The organism is Microbacterium sp. X-17, from assembly GCF_039615055.1.
The window spans coordinates 677,756-699,334 of record NZ_JBDHNI010000001.1 but is presented as its reverse complement, the minus strand read 5'-3'; the positions used below and the strand labels follow the sequence as shown (position 1 = coordinate 699,334).

Genomic DNA, 21,579 nt, shown 5'->3' with positions numbered 1-21,579 from the left:
CGCCGGCCGGGCGCGCGGTGCCATGATGGGGGCATGGACGGCGAGCGCACGGCACTGGAGAACGGCCTACTCGACAACGGGCTGAGCGGCAGCCTGGGCAGCGACTTCGACGACGATTTCGCCCCCTTCATCTACGAGCCGGACCCGACTCTCCCCGACAACCGCTACCTCGACCGGGAGCTGAGCTGGCTGGCGTTCAACCAGCGCGTGCTGGAGCTCGCGGAGGACCCGCTGCTGCCGGTGCTGGAGCGGGCCAACTTCCTCGCGATCTTCGCCAGCAACCTGGACGAGTTCTTCATGGTCAGGGTCGCCGGCCTCAAGCGCCGCATCGCGACCGGGCTGGCCGTGCCCACGAACGTCGGCCGCGCGCCGCAGGACGTCCTGGCCGACATCTCCGAGAAGGCCCACGAGCTGCAGGTTCGGCACGCAAAGGCCTACCGCGAGCTGGTGCTGCCCGCGCTGGAGGACGCCGGCATCACGGTCTCGTCGTGGGACGAGCTCGACGACGCCGACAAGGTGCAGATGCGCGAGGTGTTCTCGCAGCAGATCTTCCCGGTGCTGATGCCGTTGGCCGTCGATCCTGCGCACCCGTTCCCCTATATCTCCGGGCTGTCGCTGAACCTCTCGATCCGCGTGCGCAACTCGCGCACGGGCAAGGAGCAGTTCGCACGCCTGAAGGTGCCGCAGATGCTGCCGCGCTTCGTGCGCATCGACGCGCGCGAAGGGCTCGGGCAGGTGCGCTTCCTTCGTCTGGAGGACCTGATCGCCAACCACCTCGGCGACCTCTTCCCCGGCATGGAGATCCTCGACCACCACGTCTTCCGCGTCACGCGCAACGAGGACGTCGAGATCGACGAGGACGAGACCGAGAACCTCATCCAGGCGCTGGAGCGCGAGCTGCTGCGCCGCCGGTTCGGCCCGCCCATCCGGCTGGAGGTCACCGACGACATGGACGACGTCACGCTCGGCCTGCTCGTCCGCGAGCTCGACGTCACCGAGCAGGAGGTCTACCGCCTCCCCGCGCCGCTCGACCTCGGCGGCCTGTTCGACCTGGCGCGCATCGACCGGCCCGACCTCCACTACCCCAACCACGTGCCGACCACGGCGCCGCAGCTCATGCCGAGCGAGCCGAACGCCAAGCCGGACGTCTTCGCCGCGGTCGCGCGGCAGGACATCCTGCTGCACCACCCGTACGAGTCGTTCGCGACGAGCGTGCAGGCGTTCCTGGAGCAGGCGGCCGCCGATCCGCACGTGCTCGCCATCAAGCAGACGCTGTACCGCACGTCGGGCGACAGCCCGATCGTCGAGGCGCTGATCGACGCGGCGGAGGCCGGCAAGCAGGTGCTGGCGCTGGTCGAGATCAAGGCGCGCTTCGACGAACAGAACAACATCTCCTGGGCGCGCAAGCTCGAGAAGGCCGGTGTGCACGTCGTCTACGGGCTGGTGGGGCTCAAGACGCACTGCAAGCTCGCGCTGGTCATCCGCGAGGAGAAGGGCGTCCTCAAGCACTACAGCCACATCGGCACGGGCAACTACAACCCCAAGACGTCCCGCATCTACGAGGACCTCGGCCTGCTGACCGCCGACGACCAGGTGGGCAAAGACCTCACCCGGCTCTTCAACGAGCTGTCCGGTTACGCGATCGAGAAGAAGTTCAAGCGCCTCCTGGTCGCTCCCCTGCACCTCCGCAAGGGACTGCTCAAGCGCATCGACACCGAGGCGGCGAACGCGGCGGCGGGCAAACCATCCGGCATCCGCATCAAGCTCAACTCGATCGTGGACGAGGCGATCATCGACGCGCTCTACCGCGCCAGCCAGGCCGGCGTGCCGGTCGAGCTCTGGGTCCGCGGAATCTGCGGCCTCGTGCCGGGACGCGAGGGGCTCTCCGAGAACATCCGGGTGCGCTCGGTGCTCGGGCGCTACCTGGAGCACTCGCGCGTGTTCTCGTTCGTGAACGACGGCGACCCGCACGTCTACATCGGCAGCGCGGACATGATGCACCGCAACCTCGACCGCCGCGTGGAGGCGCTGGTGCGCCTCGCCGACCCCGAGCACCTCGCCGAGCTCGACCGCCTGTTCGACCTCGCGTTCGACGAGCGCACGGCGGCGTGGACGCTCGCGGAGGACGGCGTCTGGACCCGGCACCACCTGGACGAGAACGGCGCGCCGCTCACCGACCTTCAGACCAAGCTGCAGCAGCAGGCCGCCCACCGTCCGCGCTCGGCCCGCACGGGAACCAGGCGGTGAGCCTCGCCGTCTACGCCGCGGGCGCCCTCTGCTGGCGCGTCGTGGACGACAAGATCGTGGTGCTCGTCGTGCACCGCACCAAGTACGGCGATGTGACCATCCCGAAGGGAAAGGTCGACCCGGGCGAGACGCTGCCGCAGACGGCGGTGCGCGAGATCCTGGAGGAGACCGGGCTCGCCGTCACGCTCGGCGTCCCGCTCGGCACCTCGGCGTACCCGCTGAGCTCCGGGCGGGAGAAGATCGTCCACTACTGGGCGGCGGAGGTTGTCGACCACGCGATCGAGCGCTCGACGTTCGTCCCGAACACCGAGATCGCGGCGATCGAGTGGGTCACGCTGAAGAAGGCGCGCAGCTACCTCACCTATGAGCGCGACGTGGAGATCATCGACGCGTTCGAGTCTCTGGTGCGTCAGGGCGTCACCTCGACGTTCGCCCTCATCGCGCTCCGCCACGGCAAGGCCGAGCCGCGGGGCGCGTGGGCCGGCCCCGACGCCTCCCGCCCGCTCACCGACCGCGGCGTCAAGCAGGCGGCCGGCGCTGTGGCGAGCCTGCTCGCGTGGCAGCCTCGGCGCATCGTCACCAGCGACGCGGTGCGCTGCGTCGCGACGGTCGCGCCGCTCGCCGCCGCGACCGGCGTCAAGCCGCGCCGTGAGCCCGGCATCAGCCAGGACGCCTACGAGGACGGCGACGGCGACGTGCGCACGATCATCGGCAAGCGCGTGCGCTCGCGCAAGACCGCCGTACTGTGCAGCCACGGACCGGTCCTGCCGGAGATCCTGCGCGAGATAGCGCTGGCCACGGGCACGATGCCCGGCGGCTACCTCACCGAGGCGGCCGACCTCGACACCGGAGGGTTCTCGGTCGTGCACCTCTCGGCGACCAACCCGTCGTCGGGGATCGTCTCCATCGAGACGTACGCGCCCGCCGTGGAGTGAACTCAGTGAAATACTGATGTTTATTTGAGATCGTTCAGAGTCAGGCGCTAGATTGGCACGGTCATCCCAGTTGGGATGGCCGTACCAACCAAGGGGAAGCATGCTCTCTACCACTCGAACGCGCCTGACGCTCAGCGCCGCAGCCGCTGCCGCCGTCGTCGGCGGACTCTTCGTCGCCGCGCCGGCCAACGCCGCCACCGGCGACATCACGCTCGCGAACTCGACGTTCACCGCCGGCGACTGGGGAACCGGTCTCGACGTGTCGGGCTCCGGCTTCACAGCCGACACCACCGTCACCATCACCGTGAGCTACACCGACGGAGGGACCGTCCTCGGCCAGCAGGACGTCACGGCGGACGCCACCGGCGCATTCGCGAACGAGGTCTTCACGCCGACCGCCAGCCTCCCGCTGCCCGCGGACGGCGAGGATGTCGTCGTGAACGCCACCTCGACGGACGGCGACACCTCCAACACGATGACGCTCGACGTGCGCGCGCCCAAGGGCATTTCCGCGAACACCACGACGATCTCGACGGAGGATCTGACCAACCGGGACGCCGGGATCAGGATCACCGCGGCGGGATACACCCCCGGTGAGACCGTCACGCTGTCGACCGTCTACAACGGCGAGACACTTCCGGCCATGACCTTTGAGGCCGACCGCAGCGGAAGCGTCGACGCTGCGCTCTTCCTCGCGCAGGGCACCGCCGAGGCAGGCCAGATCGAGTTCACCCTCACGGGCGAGACCTCGGGCGTGGCCAACTCCATCACGATCACCGTCACCGGTGAGCCGATCGAGGTCACCCCCGGAGAGCCCGCTCCGGCGCCCGTCCCCACACCGGGCACCACCACCGCGGGCAAGCTGCCCGTCGTGAGCGGCTGAGAGCCGACACAACCTCGCAGCGGGGTGGACGCGTTCGGCGTCCACCCCGCTTCTCGTCGGAGCACAGCATGAAACGCATCCTCACCGCGGCCGGAGCCGCAGTCCTCACCATCGCCGCCCTGTCCGCGTGCGCGCCCGGCACGCCCGCCGCGACCATCACCCCGACCTCCTCCCGCACCCCCGAGGCCACCGGACCCGCCCTCCCGCCCGGGCTGACGCCATCGGCCATCGCCGCACTCCCCGCCGCGGTGTACGACGCGGTCATCCCCGGCCTCCTCGCCGCCCCGGCCGATCCCCGGATCACCCACGTGTCCACGGTCGCGTTCGACGCCCCGGTCTACGGCGCGGACTTCACCACCGCCGTCGCGCGCATCCCCGCCAAGGACTTCCTCGGCAAGCCGACCGTGGTCGTGCCCGTCGAGACGAAAGGCGGCTGGTCGATGGTGCTGACGGCCAGCCGTCAGCTCCTCCCCTCGCAGGCCGGCGACGGCGCGACCGCCCCGGCCCAGACCGCCGCCTGGCTGCCCACCGCGGCGCTCGGAACGCCTGCCCCACTCGCCCACCGCGTCGTCGTGTCCGTGTCGGCACAGACGCTCACGATCACCGACGCGGATGGGAAGGCGGAGCAGACCTTCCCCGTCGGCGTGGGGACCGCCGAGACGCCGACGCCGACCGGCACGACCGGTTACCTGCAGGCGCGCTACCTCGATCCCGCACAGGGCCAGGCGGTCCACCGCATCCAGCTCACCTCGTTGCACGCGACGGCCGCCGACGAGCCGTACGGCGGGGCGGACGGCGGCCTCATCGGCATCCACTATCAGGATGTGGCGTCCGGAGCGGTCTCCCACGGCTGCATCCGGATGGGCGGCGAAGGGATCGCGGCGGTCGACCGGCTGCCGCTCGGAACGCCGATCACGGTCCAGGACTGACGGGGCGGACGGGCGCGGAGCCCATGCGTGCGTATCAAGAGGCCACCGGTCGTTAACCTTCCGTTTACCACTGCGGGGGACTCTGGTCAGACACCGGGAATAGCGTCACACGCGGGTCGCACCGACCCCGTCCTGTTGTTACTGATCCCCGGAAGGGACAACTGTGAAACTGAAGCGTCTTGGCGTTCCCGTGGCACTTCTCGCCGCCGCCGCCATCTCCCTCACCGCCTGTGCGTCGAACGAGGGCAGCACCCCGGCGACCACCACGGCCAAGCCGTCGAACCTCTCCGGCACGCTGAACGGCATCGGCTCGTCCGCCCAGGGCGCCGCGCAGACCGTCTGGGCCGCCGGCTTCCAGCAGGCCAACCCGAAGGTCACCGTCAACTACGACCCGCAGGGCTCGGGCGCCGGCCGCAAGAGCTTCATCTCGGGTGCCGCCGACTTCGCCGGCTCGGACGCCGCGCTCAAGACCGAGGAGCTCGCCAGCACGTTCGCCGGCTGCGCCGCGGGCGCCAAGGGCATCGACCTCCCCGTCTACATCTCCCCGATCGCCATCGCGTACAACGTGGACGGCGTGAAGGACCTCAAGCTCGACGCCGACACGATCGCCGGCATCTTCTCGGGCAAGATCACCACCTGGGACGACGCGAAGATCAAGTCGCAGAACTCGGGCGCCACGCTCCCGTCCGCGCCGATCACCGTCGTGCACCGCTCGGACGACTCGGGCACCACGCAGAACTTCACCGAGTACCTCGCGGCGAACGCTCCCACCGTGTGGACCGCTCCCGCCGCGCAGACCTTCCCGTTCCAGGTCGGTGACGCCGCCAAGGGCACTTCGGGTGTCGCGGACGCCACCAAGAACGCGAAGAACTCGATCACCTACATCGACGAGTCCGGCTCGGCCGGTCTGTCCATCGCCCAGCTCAAGGTCGGCGACAACTACGAGAAGATCAGCGCGGACGGTGCGGCCAAGGTCGTCGCCGCCTCCCCGATCGCCTCGGGCCGCGAGACCAACGACCTGGCCATCCAGATCAACCGCAAGGACACCAGCAAGGGCGCCTGGCCGCTCGTCCTGGTCTCCTACGTGATCGCGTGCCAGCAGTACAAGGACGCCGCCAAGGCGGACCTGGTCAAGGGCTACGTCGACTACATCATCAGCAGCGACGCGCAGAAGGCCGCGGCCGACCAGGCCGGCTCGGCTCCGCTCTCGAGCGACCTGTCCTCCAAGGTCAGCAAGGCTGTCGCCAGCATCAAGTAACACCCCGGCCGCTCGGCCTGGACCGCACCCCGGTCCAGGCCGAGCGGCGCATCACACTCACCCCCGACGGGGACCCGATGAGAGAAAGCAACAAATGACCGCCGGAACCGCAGGAGCCATCAGGCCGAAGGCGAAAGTCCGCCTCGGCGACCGCGTCTTCTCCACCTCGACCGTCGTGGCCGGGTCGCTGATCCTCGCCACCCTCGCCGCCGTCGCGCTCTTCCTCATCATCCAGAGCATCCCCGCTCTGAGCGCCGGAGCCGGCCAGCTCCCCAACAACGCCACCAACTTCTGGGCGTGGGTCTGGTCGCTGGTCTTCGGCACCATCTGGGCCGCGCTCATCGCGCTCATCATCGCCACGCCGCTGTCGATCGGCATCGCCCTCTTCATCTCGCACTACGCGCCCCGCCGCGTGGCGCAGACCCTCGGCTACATCATCGACCTGCTCGCCGCCGTCCCGTCGGTCGTCTTCGGCCTCTGGGGCATCGCGACGCTCTCCTCCTTCGTCCAGCCGTTCTACGCCTGGCTCGGCCAGTACCTCGGCTGGTTCCCGCTCTTCGCGCCGCCGATCTCCGGCACCGGGCGCACCATCCTCACCGCCGCCATCGTGCTCGCCGTGATGGTCATCCCGATCATGACGGCGATCTGCCGCGAGATCTTCCTGCAGACCCCGCGTCTGCACGAGGAGGCGGCGCTGGCACTCGGCGCCACGAAGTGGGAGATGGTCCGCATGGCGGTCCTCCCCTTCGCCCGCAGCGGCATCGTCTCCGCGATCATGCTCGGCCTCGGCCGCGCGCTCGGCGAGACGCTCGCGATCGCGATGGTGCTCTCGCCCGCGCTCATTGTGAAGTTCGCCGTGCTGCAGGCGCAGAGCCCGAACACGATCGCCGCGAACATCGCGCTGCAGTTCCCGGAGGCCACCGGCGTCGGCGTCAACGCGCTCATCGCCTCCGGCCTCGTGCTGTTCGTCGTGACCCTGCTGATCAACATGCTCGCCCGTTACATCGTCAGCCGCCGTGCGGCCTTCTCTGGAGCGAACTGATGGCCGCCACCACCACCGCGACCGCCGCACCCCGGCCGCTGACCAACTCGTACACCGCGGGCAAGCTGCCGCGCTGGACCCCGTGGGTGATGCTCGTCGGCTCCTGGGCCGTGCTCATCGCCGTGTTCGCGATGCTCGCGGCCAGCGGCGCCACCAAGGGCTTCAACATCGTCGGGGCGGTCTTCTTCGGCACCGTGCTGTTCGACATCGCGATCTACTCCACGTCGCTGCTGGTGGAGGGCAACCGCAAGGCCAAGGACCGGCTGGTCACCTCGCTCGTCGCGACCGCGTTCATCATCGCGCTCCTGCCCCTCATCTCGCTCGGCTGGACGGTCGTCGCCCAGGGCCTTGCGCGCTTCGACGTGGCCTTCTTCTCGGAGTCGATGCGCAACGTCATCGGCGAGGGCGGCGGCGCGCTCCACGCGATCGTCGGCACGCTGGAGATCACGCTCATGGCGGCGGTCATCTCGGTGCCGATCGGCCTCCTCACCTCGATCTACCTCGTCGAGTACGGCCGGGGCGTCCTGGCCCGCGGCATCACCTTCTTCGTGGACGTCATGACCGGCATCCCGTCGATCGTCGCCGGTCTGTTCGCCTACGCTCTGTTCGCGCTCTTCTTCGGGCCGGCCATCCGCAACGGCTTCATGGGGTCGGTGGCCCTGTCCGTGCTGATGATCCCGGTCGTCGTGCGCTCGAGCGAGGAGATCCTGCGGATCGTCCCCAACGAGCTGCGGGAGGCCTCCCTCGCCCTCGGCGTGCCGAAGTGGCTGACCGTGCTCAAGGTCGTTCTGCCGACGTCGCTCGCTGGACTCGTCACTGGCGTCATGCTCGCCATCGCCCGTGTGATCGGCGAGACCGCGCCGCTGCTGATCGTGGCCGGCTTCACCACCAGCATGAACTACGACCTCTTCAACGACCGCATGATGACGCTGCCGGTGTTCGTGTACACCCAGTACACGCAGGCGGCCGGCCTGCACGCGCAGGCCTCCGTCGACCGCGCCTGGACCGGTGCGCTCACGCTGATCATCATCGTCATGCTCCTGAACCTCATCGGCCGGATCGTCGCGAAGGCCTTCGCCCCCAAGTACGGCCGCTGACCGCGCCACTCCACAGCTTCAACCCGAAGAACGCAGACAAGGAAAAACGTGTCCAAGCGCATCGAAGTCAACGACCTCAACGTGTACTACAGCAAGTTCCTCGCCGTGGAGGGCGTGTCGCTCACCATCGAGCCGCGCACGGTGACCGCCTTCATCGGCCCGTCGGGCTGCGGCAAGTCGACGTTCCTCCGGACGCTGAACCGCATGCACGAGGTCATCCCCGGCGCGTACGTCGACGGCGAGGTGCTGATCGACGGCAACAACCTCTACGGCGCGGGCGTCGACCCGGTGCTCGTGCGCCGCCAGGTGGGCATGGTCTTCCAGCGCCCCAACCCGTTCCCGACCATGAGCATCCGCGACAACGTGCTCGCCGGCGTCAAGCTCAACAACCGGCGCATGTCGAAGAGCGAGTCGGACGACCTGGTGGAGAAGTCGCTGCAGGGCGCCAACCTGTGGAACGAGGTCAAGGACCGCCTCAACCTCCCGGGCTCGGGCCTGTCGGGCGGCCAGCAGCAGCGCCTGTGCATCGCGCGCGCCATCGCGGTCTCCCCCGACGTGCTCCTGATGGACGAGCCGTGCTCGGCGCTCGACCCGATCTCCACCCTCGCGATCGAGGACCTGATCGAGGAGCTCAAGAACGACTACACGATCGTGATCGTCACCCACAACATGCAGCAGGCCTCTCGCGTCTCCGACCGCACCGCGTTCTTCAACATCGCGGGCACCGGCAAGCCGGGCAAGCTCATCGAGTACAACGACACCAACATGATCTTCTCGAACCCGACCGAGCAGGCCACCGAGGACTACGTCTCCGGCCGCTTCGGTTGATCCGAGCACGGCATGAGCGAGGCCCACGGGATGTCCCGTGGGCCTCGCTGCATTGTGCCGTGCGATCGGGTCGGCTCAGGAGTTGATGGCGACGATCGGCTTCGTCGTCGGCTGCTTCGAGCCTCCGCTGGGCTCGACGGTCATGCCGATGGTGTCGCCGGGCGTCATCGTGCCGGTGAGGACGCGCCAGGTCGCGACGTGACCGGCGGAGTCCATCGTACCCGCGGGGGTGGCGGCGCCGTCGCGGATGTACCAGAGCTCATAGGTCTTGCCGTCGGCGAGCTGCGGGAGGTCGGTGGCGACGATCGCGGACTGGCCGAGCCGGGCCGACCAGACGAGCGTCGCCGTGCCGCCGCCGGCGATGGGGGCGGAGCTGCGCTGCGTGTCCGGGGCGGCGTTGAGGGCGGCCAGAGCGCTGGACTGCTGCTGCTGGTAGGAGTCGGTTCCGGAGAGGCTGACGCCGACGAAGGCGCCGGCGATGAAGAGGACGACGGCGGCTGCCGCGGAGGCGAGGATCGCTCCGGGTCGCTGGAACCAGCGACGGGCGGCGCGGGCCTCGGCGGGGGTGGGCGCCGGTGCTGCGGTGCTCGGCGCTGCGGTGCTCGGTGCCGCCTGGGCCGCCACGGGAACCAGCGTTGCCGCGTCCTCCTCCGAGGCGAGTTGCGGCGTCTCGGCGATCCGCGCGAACAGCGCGGCCTTCAGCGCCGAGGGCGGCTCCACGGGGTCGGACGCGAGCGCGAGCTGGGCTGCGATGTCCTCGAAGTCCTGCGCCTCCCGGGCGTTGTCCGCACCGAGGCGGGCGCCGAGGCGCGCGGGGTCCACGGCGTCGCGGTTCTCGTCGCTCATGGTGTCACCCCCAGTTCGTCGCGCAGGCGTATCATCGCATCCCGCAACCGGGTTTTGGCTGTGCCGAGGGGGATGCCGAGCTCGGCCGCGAGCTCGCTCTGGGTGAGCCCGCCGTAGTACGCGAGCGCGACGGCCTGACGCTGCGCCTCGCTCAACTTCGCCATCGCCTCCTCCACTCGCTCGTGCTCCACCCGGACCTCCACCGTCTCCGCCACCACGTCGAATGCCGTCGGCAGGTCGCGGATGCCGACGGCGGTGTCCCGGTCGTGAGAGGCCTGGGACGCGCGGATGCGGTCGATCGCCCTCCTGTGCGCCATCGTGAGGAGCCAGGTGAGCGCTCTGCCCTTATTCGGATCGAAGCGCCGAGCGGATTGCCACGCCTCCAGGAAGACCTCCTGGGCGACCTCCTCGGACTGCGCGGCGTCGATCAGGAGGCGCCGGATCAGGCCGAGCACGCGCGAGGCCGTGTGGTCGTAGAAGTCGGAGAACGCCTGCTGGTCGCCCTCTGCGACACGCAGCAGGAGGTCGTCGAGCTGCTCCACCGCGGGGGCGTCGTCCACTCTTCGATCTCCGCTCGTCTGGGCCGCTGACGCCTTCGACTGTAGCCCTCCCCTGTGGTGAAATCGTTCACCGCAGGCATGAAAGAGCCGGACCGCAGAACGCCTCTCGGCGCGAGGCCGCTCGAAGCGGCAAGTATTGGAGCCCGGGGTTACTGCGGTCCGGCTTCGTCAAGCATACAGGAGGCCGAAGCTGGCTTCACGGCGTGGCGTTCGCAGGGAGAGAACGGCCGACGGGAATACGAGGCCGGTCTCCGGGTCTCCGCTCAGTCGAGCGAGTCGGTGCGCCACAGCCGGGCGCAGGTCGTCAGCTCCTCGGCGGTGCGAGTGAAACGGAGCGCACGCGTGGTCAGCTCGCTCGCCCGCTCCGGGTCGAGCGCATCCCTGTCGTCGGCCACGGAGACGCATCCCGCCGCCGTCACCCGGCAGAACGCGGCAGCCCGGTCGAGCGCGACCGCGAAGTCGCCCTCGAACACCCCGCGGAGGATGCGGTCGGCGAGCTCCGTCACCTCCCCCGGCCCGGCCGGCGTCGGCGCGCCCGCGACCACGGGGTCGATGGAGGCGATGACCTCCGTGCCGCGCTGGTACAGCAGCGCGGTCCCCTCGGCGTCCTGCCGGATCAGCAGCCGCAGCAGGTAGATCCGCCACAGCGCGCCGGGCAGGCTCTTCGGGTTGGACCGCGCCCACAACTCGGCGATCGCGTCGATGCCGTGCTCGTCGGTATAGGCGACGAGCCGGTCCACGATCTCCGGATCGGGGTCCTCGCGGACGCGCGCGAGCAGCGCCTGGGCGGTCTCGTGGGCGACTTTGCTGATCTGTGCGGGATCGTCCCCACCGAGAAAGGCCTCGAACATCCCCCCGGGAAACAGCGTTGGCTTGTGATAGCGGTCCGGCATCCCCCCATTCTGCCCCGGCACGGGGAGGTGCGGAATCCACGCTAGATTAGACGACGAGGGCCTCTAGCTCAGTCGGTAGAGCATCGGACTTTTAATCCGCGGGTCGTGGGTTCGAGCCCCACGGGGCCCACCCAGTGAATCACAGGGATCCAAGCCCATCGGCGGCAGATTCGGAAGCCGCGATTTCAGGATTTGCCCACACTTTGCCCACAACTTCTGGAGAGCCAAGACGGCTCAATGCGTCTCCAACGGCATCCAGGTCATCGTCGAAGAGATCGGCGTAGACGTCGAGGGTCATTGCCGCCGAGGCGTGGCCGAGCATCCGCTGCACGGCTTTGACGTTGGCGCCCGCCGAGATCGCGAGGCTCGCGGCGCTGTGGCGGAGGTCGTGGACAGTCGGGCGCAGCAAGTCGGGGTGGTTGTCGGCCAGGGTGTCGGCGGCCTTGTCGAAGGCTTTGCGCTTCCAGTTGTTGACGCGGAGCGGTCGGCCGTAGGGCGACGTGAAGAGCAGGTCGCGTGAACCCTTTGACGCGACGAGGGCCCGCAACTGGTCGGTTAGGAACGATGGGAACGGCACGCTGCGCCGCTGGTGGTTCTTCGGCGAGCCATAGACCAACCGCCCGTCTGTGAGTTCGACCACAGCCCGATCGACCTGGACGCGCCGGCGGTCGAAGTCGACGTTCCGGCACTCCAACGCCGCGAGTTCACCCCAGCGGAGGCCGGTGTAGCCCAGGAACAGCACCACAAGGCCTTCTGAGCCGCACAGAGCGGCCAACTCGTGCAGTTGGGCATGGGTGAGGTAAGGATGCTTCTTCGGCCGGATACGGGGCAGCCGGATGCCGTCTGCAGGATTACGACCGAGGCGACCGTCGCGAACCGCGTACTTCAGGATCATCGAGAAGACGCGATGGTACGAGCGGACAGTGCGAGCGCCGACGCGGCTGTTCTCGTCCGAGATCCAGGACTGGATGTCCGAGTGCGTGATCGCGTTCAACGGCGTCGAGCCCCACCGCGGCTGTAGACGGCCGCGAGTGATGGAGACGTAGCCCTGCAGAGTGCTCGGCTTCACTTGCACGAGCGAGTCGATCCACTTCTCGCTCCAGGTCTCGAAGTTCACGCCGGCGCGGGCGGCCGGCACATAATCGCCTCGCGCCTTGGCCAGCTCCAGCGATGCGAGGTACAACTCGGCGTCGCGCTTGGTGCGGAAACCGCGCTTGTCGGTCTGCTGGTGACCTGGCGTCCGATAACGGACCCGGTAGCGCCGCCCAGCGACGGTCTCGTAAGCGCTTATGCTCCCCATCGACCTCACCCCAGACTCGAGTCTCCAACCGTGCACCGACACTCCGCGGCTCGCGGAGGAGCGCGCCGGAACTCGCCCCTCACTTACAAGTTGTCGTTTCGTGTTGGATTCCGCGCGCAGACCCAACCCTTGGCAGGAATCACACAGCTTTCTGGTCCGCCCCGACGCCCGATGATGGCGTGTTGAGAGACCGTGTCAAGGGCGCTGCGCGTCGCTCCGCGATGCAGCGGAGCTGCACCCTTGACTCGGTCTCTCAGCGCGCGAGGATGCCTTGGGCGGGGCGGTCGAGGAATTCGGATCTCGAATACGTCGCCCATTTCCACTTGACGACTCTCGATTGCGATAGCTTCGCAACGTGGATGTAAGCAGCCGAGGAGCCCCGCCGGACGCTGTGTCGGCAGCGCGCATTCACCCTCACTGGCTACCGCGACTCGGCGTGCTCCTGCCCACAGGGGTCGTCTCGATCTCATTTATCGCCGCCCTGCAACAGAACTTCAACGCCGGCGGCGTAACCGTTGCCGCCGTCTTCATTTTGGCGAGCCTTTACGTCGCAGCCCGATGGGTGCTGTTCGCGGGGATCCGACGACACGGCGATCGAGTCATCGTCACCGGAATGTTGTGGTCGCGCCGCATCCCCTTGCGACAGGTCGACCGTGTTACCGGTGACTACTCGTCCATCCATTGGCACACGCGATCCGGGCTCAGATTGATCACCCCGCTGAGCGCCCTGTGGTCGAAACCGCACCCCGTCCAAAACGTGACGCAGTACAACAACAAGCAGCTCAGCATGCTTCGCGAGTGGGTCAGAGAGGCCAAGAAGGCCGGGGCGCCTCAATGATGGACCGCGTGTGAGCGGCACTGGGAGAAATCGCGCAGCTTAACCGCGTCAAGAGCGCTGCGCGCCGCTCCACGATGCAGCGGAGCTGCACCCATAACGCGGTCACTCAGCGCGCGAGGATGCCTCGTGCGGCACGGTCGGGTGTCTTACTCCTTGCTCTCAGGAGCCGCATGGCGACCGCCGCCCGGCGCCGGTGGTTTCGAGGGCTTTGGTTTGTGGAGCAGGTAGTCGGTAATCAGGTACGCGGCCACGGCAGCCAAATAGGCGAGACCGGCGAACCATGCGAACGGGTTGGCCCCGAATACCTTCGCGGGACCGACGTACCCGATCAGCGGAGTGAGGATGACTGCAGGGGCCAAGAAGATGATTAGCCAGACTCGCCTGGCTCTGTCCCGGCGGGCTGCACTCATGTTGCGAACCTAGCGCAACGGTGGAGCCCTTCGGAGCGGACACGAATCTACAGGGCAGGGACTTGATTCGGGCGAGAACAAGCCTGACCAGAGAGACGAAGACAAAGAAGAGAAACCAGAGGCCAGACGAGACCAAGGACGAAGGAACAGCAGAACAGAAACAAAGAGGAGTCTCCAAGCCAAGAGAGATAGAAGCCAAGAGCAATGCACGTAGGCACTTTAGGTGAACCCTTTCGGCAGCCCAATGAATGACAGGGGTCGCGTGTAAACCAGGTTGCATGCCAAATCGGGGCAACTCGGGCAAGGCAAGCCGACACGAAGCGTCCTACGCACGGCAGCGCAAAGCACACGATGCCGCCGCTGTTCGGCACGCTGAAGACCGTGATCGTGAGGCCGCACAGCAGCACGCCGCCGACGCGATGTCAGAGCTCGATGCTAAGTGGCGCACGCGCGCCGACGCCCTCAAAAGACTGCATGACGTCTCGCGGACCATCGATCGACTCCGCGCCGAACAGGACACCGCTCTGACCGAACGCGACGCTCTGATCGTCCAGCTTCGCGACGTCGGGGAAAGCTGGAACTCGCTAGCAGCGCGTACGGGGCTCAGTCGGCAAGCCCTAAGCAAACGCTCACGCTGACAAGAGCGAAATGACAACTGGCAAACTAGCCGACGGACATTCGCTTCGTCGAGCGCCGGTTGCGCCGCATACGGCTTATGGCGACTGTCACTCCGACCGTTAGCAGGACGCTATATACCCACCCAGAGATCGCGATGCCGAGGTCAAGCCACTCAGAGTTCTGCGGCGATTTCACGGCTGCCCAAACGGCGAACGCAGCTACGGCCGTCATGATGATCGTGGCCGTCCAGCGAACGACCAGCCTCCATATCATTCCCCACGCATCGAGATGCGCCGGTGGCACCACGACTCGCGCAAGCCACATGCCTGGGCGGGCCAGCCCGGTCTGGCGCTTCGCGTCGCTCACCTACCGAATCGTACTGCCTGGAATGGAAACACAGTGGTACCATATCTTGTACAACTTGGAGGAATCATGGCCATCACAGCAAGCGAGGCTCGCAGCGACCTGTTCGGCCTCATCGAACGCGTCAACCTCGACCAGACCGAAGTAGAGATCACGTCCAAGCGCGGCTCGGCCGTCCTGATGTCCAAGGACGAGTATGACTCGCTGCTCGAGACCGCCTACCTCCTGCGCTCCCCCAAGAACGCGCGCCGCCTCATCGACGCCATCGAGAGCGCCCGCACCGGAGACATCACCGAGCACGACCTGACCAGTGAGTGACCGCAAGCTCGCCTGGACCGCCGGCGGCTGGGAGGACTACCTCTACTGGCAGGGCCAGGACCGGCGAACGCTCAAGCGGATCAACCTGCTGATCGAAGACATCATGCGCGACGACCCATTCGAGGGCGTCGGCAAGCCTGAACCGCTAAAGCATGCGCTGGCTGGGGCGTGGTCTAGACGCATCGATGAAGCCAATCGCGTCGTGTACCTCGTAGATGACACCTACGTGATCATCCTGCAAGCGCGTTATCACTACTGACCTCCCAATTTCCAGCGTTCCAGCCGCAGCCTAGGCGGTGGGGGCCAACGTCAAAGGCAGTGATCTCCTAACGCTCGGTGTTGCGGTCGCTGAGGATCGCGAGCGGTCCAGCGTGTCAGCTCAAGGCTCCACTCACGTAGAAGCAGCAACAACCTTTCGCCCCTGCAGCCCGCCTGGCACCTCGACGTATCCGGCCAGCGACAGCTTCTGCGCGGTGCACGGGCTGCTTTCGCGTTCGCCCTCTACGGCGATCGTGATAGCCGAGCTGGTCGCCGCGATGTGGACTCTCCTGGGGATCACGCATTCCTCTGTAGACGCGGCCGAAAGGTAGACCCGACCGTTCGCATCATCCACACGAATCAGCACCCAGGGTACGAGCGGTGGCCGCGCCATTTTGGAGGTATCGACGGGGAGGAGCGTATCGGGCGCTGCAGACGCCGTTGTTGGAGGCTCGGCGGATTGGGTACCGCCTTGGCCGGTTGCGGCGCAACCGGCCAAGGTGAGCAACAGGCAGGCCGCTACGAAGAGAGCGCTGGACAGTCGCTTTGATGAGTTCATCGTCAGTGGGCCAGCGTCGGTGAGACCCCGAAGATCTGGCGTTGGTAGCCGATGTCGGCGAAGGAGACCTGATGGCCGTTATTCGCTTCCGCGCTGATGGTTCCTGCGATTTTGGCGATGCTTCCGAGAGTCGGATCGGTTCCCACGTTCGCAAGGACGGCCCCGCCGCTATCGCCCTGCTGGACGATGACAGCGTTCGGGTTTTGCGCGATGTCTAGTCCGCAGACGTTGTAAACCGTGCCCATGTCGCTGATGTTCACGCAAGCGTTTGTTTCGCCGACAGTCGCGCCACAGACATAGCCGGTGAACGATCCGTCCGTACAGACTGACATTCCGGGAGCGACTGTGGCTGCTCCTGTTACGGCTACGGCTGAGGTTCCGGAGCTTGTTGCCGTATAGACGTGAGCGTCGTACGTCGAGCCGCTGATGAGCTCACTGTCCGTCCGATTGTTCCCCCATTGCACAGTCTGGACAGTACCCATTGTTCCGTTTGACTGGATGTTAGCGCCGTCATAGTAGCCCTGATACCAGAGGACCCCTGTCGGACCGCAGTGTCCAGCGCTCATCATGTAGGAACCGTACTCGGTAGTGACGGTGCACTGGATGTTGTAGCTGACCCCGCCGATCGTTTGGTAGTTCGTGATGCGATCGCCGCCCCACCAGGGCGTTCCGAAATCTCGGAAAGGTGGGGCATCATTCGCGGTCAACGTCAGCGGAGCTGCGGCGGTGCGCGGCGCAGCTGTTGTCGACGGCGACAAGCGATTGCTCGGCGAGTGCATCACGACGCCTGCGGAGGGCGTAGTGGGCGTGTACTTCACTGCCGATGTCCACTGATCCTGTTGTTCCACAACGACAGGATCACAACTTCGCGGCAAGCTTTGCGGCGTCTCCGCCCTCGACGGAGGAGAGGCCCACGTGGATCTTTCCATCCTTGACGTACCACATCGAAAGACGCCCAGAGATGCCGAGCTGCCTTGCGGCGTTCGGAACCGCCGATTGGAACGACTGCGTAGCGTTGGGTGCGGGCGTGCTCGACGCCGTCGCGCTCTGCGCGCCCGACAAGAGGACGATGCCTGCGGCGGCTAGCGTCGCTGCTGGGTAGAGCTTTTTCCATGCCGAAATAGTCACTGTTCACCTTCACTGCTGAATCAGTCACGGGTTTGGCGGGGGCGGGGACGCTGGTGCTACCCAGCGCTCGCTCATGCTTTCGAGGAACTTGCTTTATGTCAATAACCAAAATCCACATGGCTGCACGGCGCGACCGCAGTCGTTGCGATGGATGGTCTGCCCGACTTCTGTTTGTACAACCGATTGCGTGTCGGCACTTGGCGCTCACGAATGCGCCAGCGTCAACTGCGCCACGCACATCAGCCAGCGTCAGAACCAGTTCCCTGGATCACGATTATGAGGTTGGAATGCAGATCTTCTGCCCACACTTTGCCCACACCTGTATGAGATCACCTGAGGTCATCGTGATCTCAATGGGTTCCACAAGCGCGGAATTCCGCGGATTCTCTGAGCAGTGGCTACCCTGGCGCGGAACCCGAGCGGACTTTTAATCCGCGGGTCGTGGGTTCGAGCCCCACGGGGCCCACCCAGTGAGTCACGGGGATTCACGACCATCGGCGGTGGATTCGGGATCCGCGATTTCGGAGTTTGCGGTGAATGTGACGTACTCGGTCACGCCACCGCTCTCCGCCGGTGCCCCGTAGACACGAATGTGTCGTTTGACCGGGACAACCTCAGATCCGCTCTGAAGCTCATGATCCACGTGCTCGACAAAAACCTCGAAGCTGCCGCCCGCACTCGTTCGTTTGTGAGCCCAGTCAACGACTGCAAGCACGTCCGGTGCCCCTGAAACCTGCCATTCATCGACGAACCACGGAGATCGGCCGGCGGTCGGTGGCGTCCACAATCGGACCCAATACTGGACGGCGTCCGTGCTGATCTGGGGAACGTCGCCGTTGCTGGCGAATACGGCCTCCATTTGTTGAGCGTACCTTGCGGCGCCGCTCTTCTCAGTGGCTACTCACCCATTGCTCTAAGTGGTACGATATCCCGTACCACTTTGGAGGAACCATGGCCATCACAGCAAGCGAGGCCCGCAAAGACCTGTTCGGACTCATCGAACGCGTCAACCTCGACCAGACCGAGGTCGAGATCACGTCCAAGCGCGGCTCTGCCGTGCTGATGTCGAGGGACGAGTACGACGCGCTGCTCGAGACCACCTACTTGCTGCGCTCGCCCAAGAACGCACGACGCCTCATCGACGCCATCGAGAGCGCACGCGCGGGAGACATCCACGAGCACGACCTGACCAGTGAGTGACCGCAAGCTCGCCTGGACGGAAGGCGGCTGGGAGGACTACCTCTACTGGCAGGGCCAGGACCGGCGGACGCTCAAGCGGATCAACCTGCTGATCGAGGACATCCTGCGAGACGACCCGTTTGAGGGCGTCGGGAAACCGGAACCGTTGAAGCACGCGCTGGCGGGCGCGTGGTCGCGACGAATTGATGAGGCAAACCGGCTCGTGTACTTGGTGGACGATGCCTACGTGATCATCCTGCAGGCGCGATACCACTACTGACCGAGCCACCTCGGGGCCCGGTTGCTAGCGCCTCGCGAAACGCACGTGCCGTTCGCCTTGCCAAGCGACGCACCCTTATCAGTCCTCCCCGATGTCCTCGTTCCACAATTCAGGATTCGCCTCGATGAAGTCCCGCATCGTGCGGATCAGTCCCGCGTCGTTGACCACCGTGACGTCGACGCCGTGGCCGGCCAGCCAGCCCTGTCCGCCGAGGAAGCTGCGGTCGTCGCCGACCACGACACGGCCGATGCCGAACTGCTTCACCAGGCCGGAGCAGTACCAGCAGGGCGAGAGGGTCGTGACCATGACCGTGTCGCGGTAGCTGCGCTGCCGGCCGGCGTTGCGGAACGCGTTGGTCTCTGCGTGCATGGACGCGTCGCCGTCCTGAACGCGCCGGTTGTGGCCGCTGCCGAGCAGCCTCCCCTCGCCGTCGAAGAGCGCCGCGCCGATCGGGATGCCGCCCTCGGCCGCGCCCCGCTGGGACTCCGCGGCGGCCACCGCGAGCTTCTCCGCGTCGGTGGTGTAGACGCGGGCCTCGTCGGCGCTCACGCCACCTCGTCGGCGGCGTCGACGCCGACGATCACCGTGGGCTCCTCAGCCAGCGGCGCGCCGAGGGCCACGCGGAAGGCGCGGAACAGGACGGCGTAGAGGATCGCCGCGAGAACAAACCCGACGAGCGGGGTCAGGTCGCCGATCGGGAGCGCCGTCGCGACGGGTCCGGTGTAGAAGGGCTGGTTGGAGAACAGCAGGATCGACACGCCACCCGCGACCACCAGCGAGATCCACCCCGCCGGGTTGCGGTACTTCGCGTGGCTGGTGACCAGGCTGGCGATCTCCGTGCCGCGGCGGAGCAGCCGGTCCGTCAGCACGACGCCGAGCCAGGGTGCGATCCAGTAGGCGATGACCAGCAGGAAGTTCTCGTACTTCGCCCCTGCGTCCGGCAGCGCGCTCCAGGCGATGAAGAAGCCGATGACGCCGAAACCGAGCGCGACGATCGCGCGACGCCAGGCGAACGGGATCCGGATGCCGGCAGCGAGGAAGGACATCGCTCCCGAGTAGATGTTGAGCGCGTTCGCCGCGATGGCCCCGATGGCGATCGCCAGCAGTGTGAGGTCGCGGATGACGACCGGCATGGAGGCCGTGAACGACGCCGTCGGGTCGTCCGGGTTGAACCCGGCGATGGTAGCGGCCGCGGCGCCCGCCGCCATCAGGACGACGCAGCTGACGAAGTTGCCGAGGCCGGCCGCCCAGCCGATCGCACGACGGCTGGCGTCGGCCGGGAGGTAGCGGCTGTAGTCGGAGGCGTACGGGTTCCAGCCGGCTGCGTAGCCGAACGCGGCCGCGGCCGTGAGCGTCCAGCCTGCGAAGCTGAACCCGCCTCCCTTGACCGGAGCGCCGAGGTTCGCGTGCAGGAACACCGTGACGGTGGCGACGAGGAAGATAGCGCCGAGGATGTAGGTGGCGTACCGCTCGAACAGCTGGACGAGATCGTGGCCGATGAAGGCCACGACCACCTCGACGACGACGACCATCAGCAGCGACACCACCGCCGGCATGCCGGTGAGCGTCGTGAGGGCGAACGCGCCGCTGACCGAGTTGACGGCGAACCAGCCGAGACCGGCCATCACCGTGTTCAGCGCCGACGGGAGGATGTTGCCCCGGCTCCCGAACGCCGTGCGGCCGATGACCATCTGAGCGAGGCCCTCCCGCGGGCCCCACGTCGAGAGGATGCCCTGGGTGAGCGCGCCGAGCGCGGTGCCGAACACGAGCGCTGTCATGGCCTGCCAGAAGCCGAGCCCGAAGAACGCCACCGCGATCACGCCGACGAAGATCGTGGCGAACTCGAGGTTCGGCGCCGTCCACGTGGCGAACAGCTGCCAGGGCGAACCGTGCCGTCGCTCCGGCGGGATCGCCTCGATGCCGCCGCTTTCGATGGCGGTGGCGCTGGGGCGACGGGTCTCTACGGGTTCAATGCCGACCTGCGGCGTTCGCGTCATGCGTGCGAGCATACGTAATCCACAGACTCCGCAGGGGTCGGATGCCGTCTCCGGCGCGAAACGTCACATGCTGTTTACAAAGGGCAATTATCTCGGGCTCCCCCGGCGTCGGGGACGTCCATCCAATCCGATTCAGCGATGCCTCCGGACCACTCCTGACGGCCGGAACCATTCCGGCCGCGCAACGCAAGGGAGTTCGGAATGAACAACGTCACCAAGCGCGTCGGGATCCTGGGCGGAGCGGCTGTGGTCGCCTCCGGTCTGATCGTGGGAGGTCTCGCCCTTCCGGCGAACGCGGAGACGAACGACAACACCGACACCGCACCCACCACGACCACGGCCGTGGCGCCGCACACGCTCGATTACCTGAGCGTGTCGGACATCCTGCACAGCGTCTCCGCTCCGGTCACGGTCGGCCCCGTCGTCCAGGGCCCTGTCGCCAGCGGCAACACCGTCGGCCCGGTCGCGAGCGGCGACCCGGTCGCCAGCGGCAACCAGGCGAACGGCAACTCGGTCGGCAGCAACGACTCGACCCCGGTCGCGAGCGGCAACACCGCCCCGGTCGGCTCGGGCAACGACACGTCGGCCGGCAACGGCACCGGAGTCTCGGCTCCTGTGGGCTCCGGCGACACGACCGGCGCCTCGCTGAGCAACCTCGGCGCGTCGGTGACCGACTCGGTCAACAGCGCTGTGAGCGACGCGCTCAAGGGCCTCAACGGGACCAGCGGGATGCTGGGTCGCTGACCTGAGAGAGTCGCGGGGGGGGGGCCCCGCAGCACCGCGCCGGGGGCCCGGGGCGGGCCGAAGCGCCCG

General features: G+C 67.1%; 25 protein-coding genes and 2 tRNA genes. 16 read left to right on the top strand and 11 right to left on the bottom strand.

Annotated features, from left to right (window positions below):
- The first annotated feature begins 33 nt into the window (after positions 1 to 33).
- The 8 genes from ABCS02_RS03380 (at position 34) to pstB (ending at position 9,219) form a co-directional block, all read left to right on the top strand.
- Complete coding sequence (locus tag ABCS02_RS03380) at positions 34 to 2,247, top strand: RNA degradosome polyphosphate kinase (protein ID WP_345834190.1); 2,214 nt, start codon at positions 34 to 36, stop codon at positions 2,245 to 2,247.
- Positions 2,244 to 3,182 carry an NUDIX domain-containing protein gene (locus tag ABCS02_RS03375; protein ID WP_345834189.1) on the top strand — a complete coding sequence of 313 codons (939 nt, stop codon included), beginning with the start codon at positions 2,244 to 2,246 and terminating at the stop codon, positions 3,180 to 3,182. The genes ABCS02_RS03380 and ABCS02_RS03375 overlap by 4 nt, the downstream gene beginning before the upstream one ends.
- A gap of 100 nt (positions 3,183 to 3,282) precedes the next feature.
- Positions 3,283 to 4,065, top strand: coding sequence for a hypothetical protein (locus ABCS02_RS03370; protein ID WP_345834188.1), 783 nt, complete (start codon positions 3,283 to 3,285; stop codon positions 4,063 to 4,065).
- Positions 4,066 to 4,133: 68 nt separating this feature from the next.
- Positions 4,134 to 4,994, top strand: a complete 861-nt coding sequence (locus ABCS02_RS03365; RefSeq protein WP_345834187.1) for a L,D-transpeptidase family protein — start codon at positions 4,134 to 4,136, stop codon at positions 4,992 to 4,994.
- 163 nt (positions 4,995 to 5,157) lie between these two features.
- Entirely contained in the window at positions 5,158 to 6,252 is a 1,095-nt protein-coding gene (gene pstS / locus ABCS02_RS03360) for a phosphate ABC transporter substrate-binding protein PstS (protein ID WP_345834186.1), read from the top strand.
- A 94-nt stretch (positions 6,253 to 6,346) separates the two neighbouring features.
- Positions 6,347 to 7,294, top strand: a complete 948-nt coding sequence (gene pstC, locus ABCS02_RS03355) for a phosphate ABC transporter permease subunit PstC (protein WP_345834185.1) — start codon at positions 6,347 to 6,349, stop codon at positions 7,292 to 7,294.
- Positions 7,294 to 8,391 carry a phosphate ABC transporter permease PstA gene (gene pstA / locus ABCS02_RS03350; RefSeq protein ID WP_345834184.1) on the top strand — a complete coding sequence of 366 codons (1,098 nt, stop codon included), beginning with the start codon at positions 7,294 to 7,296 and terminating at the stop codon, positions 8,389 to 8,391. Before pstC ends, pstA begins: the two co-directional genes overlap by 1 nt.
- 48 nt (positions 8,392 to 8,439) lie before the next feature.
- On the top strand, positions 8,440 to 9,219 hold the full coding sequence (gene pstB, locus ABCS02_RS03345) for a phosphate ABC transporter ATP-binding protein PstB (protein WP_345834183.1): 780 nt from the start codon (positions 8,440 to 8,442) through the stop codon (positions 9,217 to 9,219).
- A gap of 75 nt (positions 9,220 to 9,294) precedes the next feature.
- Here the strand turns inward: pstB and ABCS02_RS03340 are convergent, their stop codons facing one another.
- The 3 genes from ABCS02_RS03340 to ABCS02_RS03330 form a co-directional block, all read right to left on the bottom strand.
- Positions 9,295 to 10,065 carry an anti-sigma factor gene (locus ABCS02_RS03340; protein ID WP_345834182.1) on the bottom strand — a complete coding sequence of 257 codons (771 nt, stop codon included), beginning with the start codon at positions 10,063 to 10,065 and terminating at the stop codon, positions 9,295 to 9,297.
- The gene (gene sigK / locus ABCS02_RS03335) at positions 10,062 to 10,625 is read right to left on the bottom strand and encodes an ECF RNA polymerase sigma factor SigK (protein WP_345834181.1); all 564 of its coding nucleotides are present in this window, start codon (positions 10,623 to 10,625) and stop codon (positions 10,062 to 10,064) included. The genes ABCS02_RS03340 and sigK overlap by 4 nt, the downstream gene beginning before the upstream one ends.
- Positions 10,626 to 10,888: 263 nt before the next feature.
- Positions 10,889 to 11,518, bottom strand: coding sequence for a DNA-directed RNA polymerase subunit beta (locus ABCS02_RS03330; RefSeq protein WP_345834180.1), 630 nt, complete (start codon positions 11,516 to 11,518; stop codon positions 10,889 to 10,891).
- 57 nt (positions 11,519 to 11,575) lie between these two features.
- On the opposite strand from ABCS02_RS03330, the gene ABCS02_RS03325 reads away from it, so the two are divergent.
- Positions 11,576 to 11,648, top strand: a tRNA-Lys gene (locus ABCS02_RS03325).
- A gap of 9 nt (positions 11,649 to 11,657) precedes the next feature.
- Here ABCS02_RS03325 and ABCS02_RS03320 read toward each other — a convergent pair.
- Entirely contained in the window at positions 11,658 to 12,818 is a 1,161-nt protein-coding gene (locus ABCS02_RS03320; protein ID WP_345834179.1) for a tyrosine-type recombinase/integrase, read from the bottom strand.
- Between the two features lie 436 nt (positions 12,819 to 13,254).
- On the opposite strand from ABCS02_RS03320, the gene ABCS02_RS03315 reads away from it, so the two are divergent.
- Positions 13,255 to 13,656 carry a hypothetical protein gene (locus ABCS02_RS03315; RefSeq protein ID WP_345834178.1) on the top strand — a complete coding sequence of 134 codons (402 nt, stop codon included), beginning with the start codon at positions 13,255 to 13,257 and terminating at the stop codon, positions 13,654 to 13,656.
- A gap of 146 nt (positions 13,657 to 13,802) precedes the next feature.
- Here the strand turns inward: ABCS02_RS03315 and ABCS02_RS03310 are convergent, their stop codons facing one another.
- Both ABCS02_RS03310 and ABCS02_RS03305 read right to left on the bottom strand, forming a co-directional pair.
- Entirely contained in the window at positions 13,803 to 14,066 is a 264-nt protein-coding gene (locus ABCS02_RS03310; RefSeq protein WP_345834177.1) for a hypothetical protein, read from the bottom strand.
- Positions 14,067 to 14,729: 663 nt separating this feature from the next.
- Positions 14,730 to 15,050, bottom strand: a complete 321-nt coding sequence (locus ABCS02_RS03305) for a hypothetical protein (RefSeq protein WP_345834176.1) — start codon at positions 15,048 to 15,050, stop codon at positions 14,730 to 14,732.
- A gap of 66 nt (positions 15,051 to 15,116) precedes the next feature.
- Here ABCS02_RS03305 and ABCS02_RS03300 point away from each other — a divergent pair, with 66 nt between their 5' ends.
- The gene (locus tag ABCS02_RS03300) at positions 15,117 to 15,365 is read left to right on the top strand and encodes a type II toxin-antitoxin system prevent-host-death family antitoxin (protein WP_345834175.1); all 249 of its coding nucleotides are present in this window, start codon (positions 15,117 to 15,119) and stop codon (positions 15,363 to 15,365) included.
- On the top strand, positions 15,358 to 15,624 hold the full coding sequence (locus ABCS02_RS03295; RefSeq protein WP_345834174.1) for a Txe/YoeB family addiction module toxin: 267 nt from the start codon (positions 15,358 to 15,360) through the stop codon (positions 15,622 to 15,624). The genes ABCS02_RS03300 and ABCS02_RS03295 overlap by 8 nt, the downstream gene beginning before the upstream one ends.
- Before the next feature lie 560 nt (positions 15,625 to 16,184).
- On the opposite strand, the gene ABCS02_RS03290 is transcribed toward ABCS02_RS03295, so the two are convergent.
- Together ABCS02_RS03290 and ABCS02_RS03285 are read right to left on the bottom strand one after the other, a co-directional pair.
- Positions 16,185 to 17,000 (bottom strand): hypothetical protein, encoded by an 816-nt coding sequence (locus tag ABCS02_RS03290; RefSeq protein WP_345834173.1) that lies wholly within the window; start codon positions 16,998 to 17,000, stop codon positions 16,185 to 16,187.
- Between the two features lie 40 nt (positions 17,001 to 17,040).
- Positions 17,041 to 17,310 (bottom strand): hypothetical protein, encoded by a 270-nt coding sequence (locus ABCS02_RS03285; protein ID WP_345834172.1) that lies wholly within the window; start codon positions 17,308 to 17,310, stop codon positions 17,041 to 17,043.
- A gap of 402 nt (positions 17,311 to 17,712) precedes the next feature.
- Between ABCS02_RS03285 and ABCS02_RS03280 the strand changes: the two genes are divergently transcribed.
- Positions 17,713 to 17,776, top strand: a tRNA-Lys gene (locus ABCS02_RS03280).
- A 9-nt stretch (positions 17,777 to 17,785) separates the two neighbouring features.
- Here the strand turns inward: ABCS02_RS03280 and ABCS02_RS03275 are convergent.
- Positions 17,786 to 18,169 (bottom strand): hypothetical protein, encoded by a 384-nt coding sequence (locus tag ABCS02_RS03275; protein WP_345834171.1) that lies wholly within the window; start codon positions 18,167 to 18,169, stop codon positions 17,786 to 17,788.
- A gap of 92 nt (positions 18,170 to 18,261) precedes the next feature.
- Between ABCS02_RS03275 and ABCS02_RS03270 the strand changes: the two genes are divergently transcribed.
- Complete coding sequence (locus ABCS02_RS03270) at positions 18,262 to 18,510, top strand: type II toxin-antitoxin system prevent-host-death family antitoxin (RefSeq protein WP_345834170.1); 249 nt, start codon at positions 18,262 to 18,264, stop codon at positions 18,508 to 18,510.
- Complete coding sequence (locus ABCS02_RS03265) at positions 18,503 to 18,769, top strand: Txe/YoeB family addiction module toxin (RefSeq protein WP_345834169.1); 267 nt, start codon at positions 18,503 to 18,505, stop codon at positions 18,767 to 18,769. The genes ABCS02_RS03270 and ABCS02_RS03265 overlap by 8 nt, the downstream gene beginning before the upstream one ends.
- Before the next feature lie 78 nt (positions 18,770 to 18,847).
- Here the strand turns inward: ABCS02_RS03265 and ABCS02_RS03260 are convergent, their stop codons facing one another.
- Positions 18,848 to 19,318: a nucleoside deaminase gene (locus ABCS02_RS03260; protein WP_345834168.1), complete on the bottom strand. Its 471-nt coding sequence runs from the start codon at positions 19,316 to 19,318 to the stop codon at positions 18,848 to 18,850.
- Entirely contained in the window at positions 19,315 to 20,766 is a 1,452-nt protein-coding gene (locus tag ABCS02_RS03255) for a cytosine permease (RefSeq protein ID WP_345834167.1), read from the bottom strand. The genes ABCS02_RS03260 and ABCS02_RS03255 overlap by 4 nt, the downstream gene beginning before the upstream one ends.
- Positions 20,767 to 20,967: 201 nt before the next feature.
- On the opposite strand from ABCS02_RS03255, the gene ABCS02_RS03250 reads away from it, so the two are divergent.
- Positions 20,968 to 21,510 (top strand): hypothetical protein, encoded by a 543-nt coding sequence (locus tag ABCS02_RS03250; RefSeq protein ID WP_345834166.1) that lies wholly within the window; start codon positions 20,968 to 20,970, stop codon positions 21,508 to 21,510.
- Positions 21,511 to 21,579 lie beyond the last annotated feature (69 nt).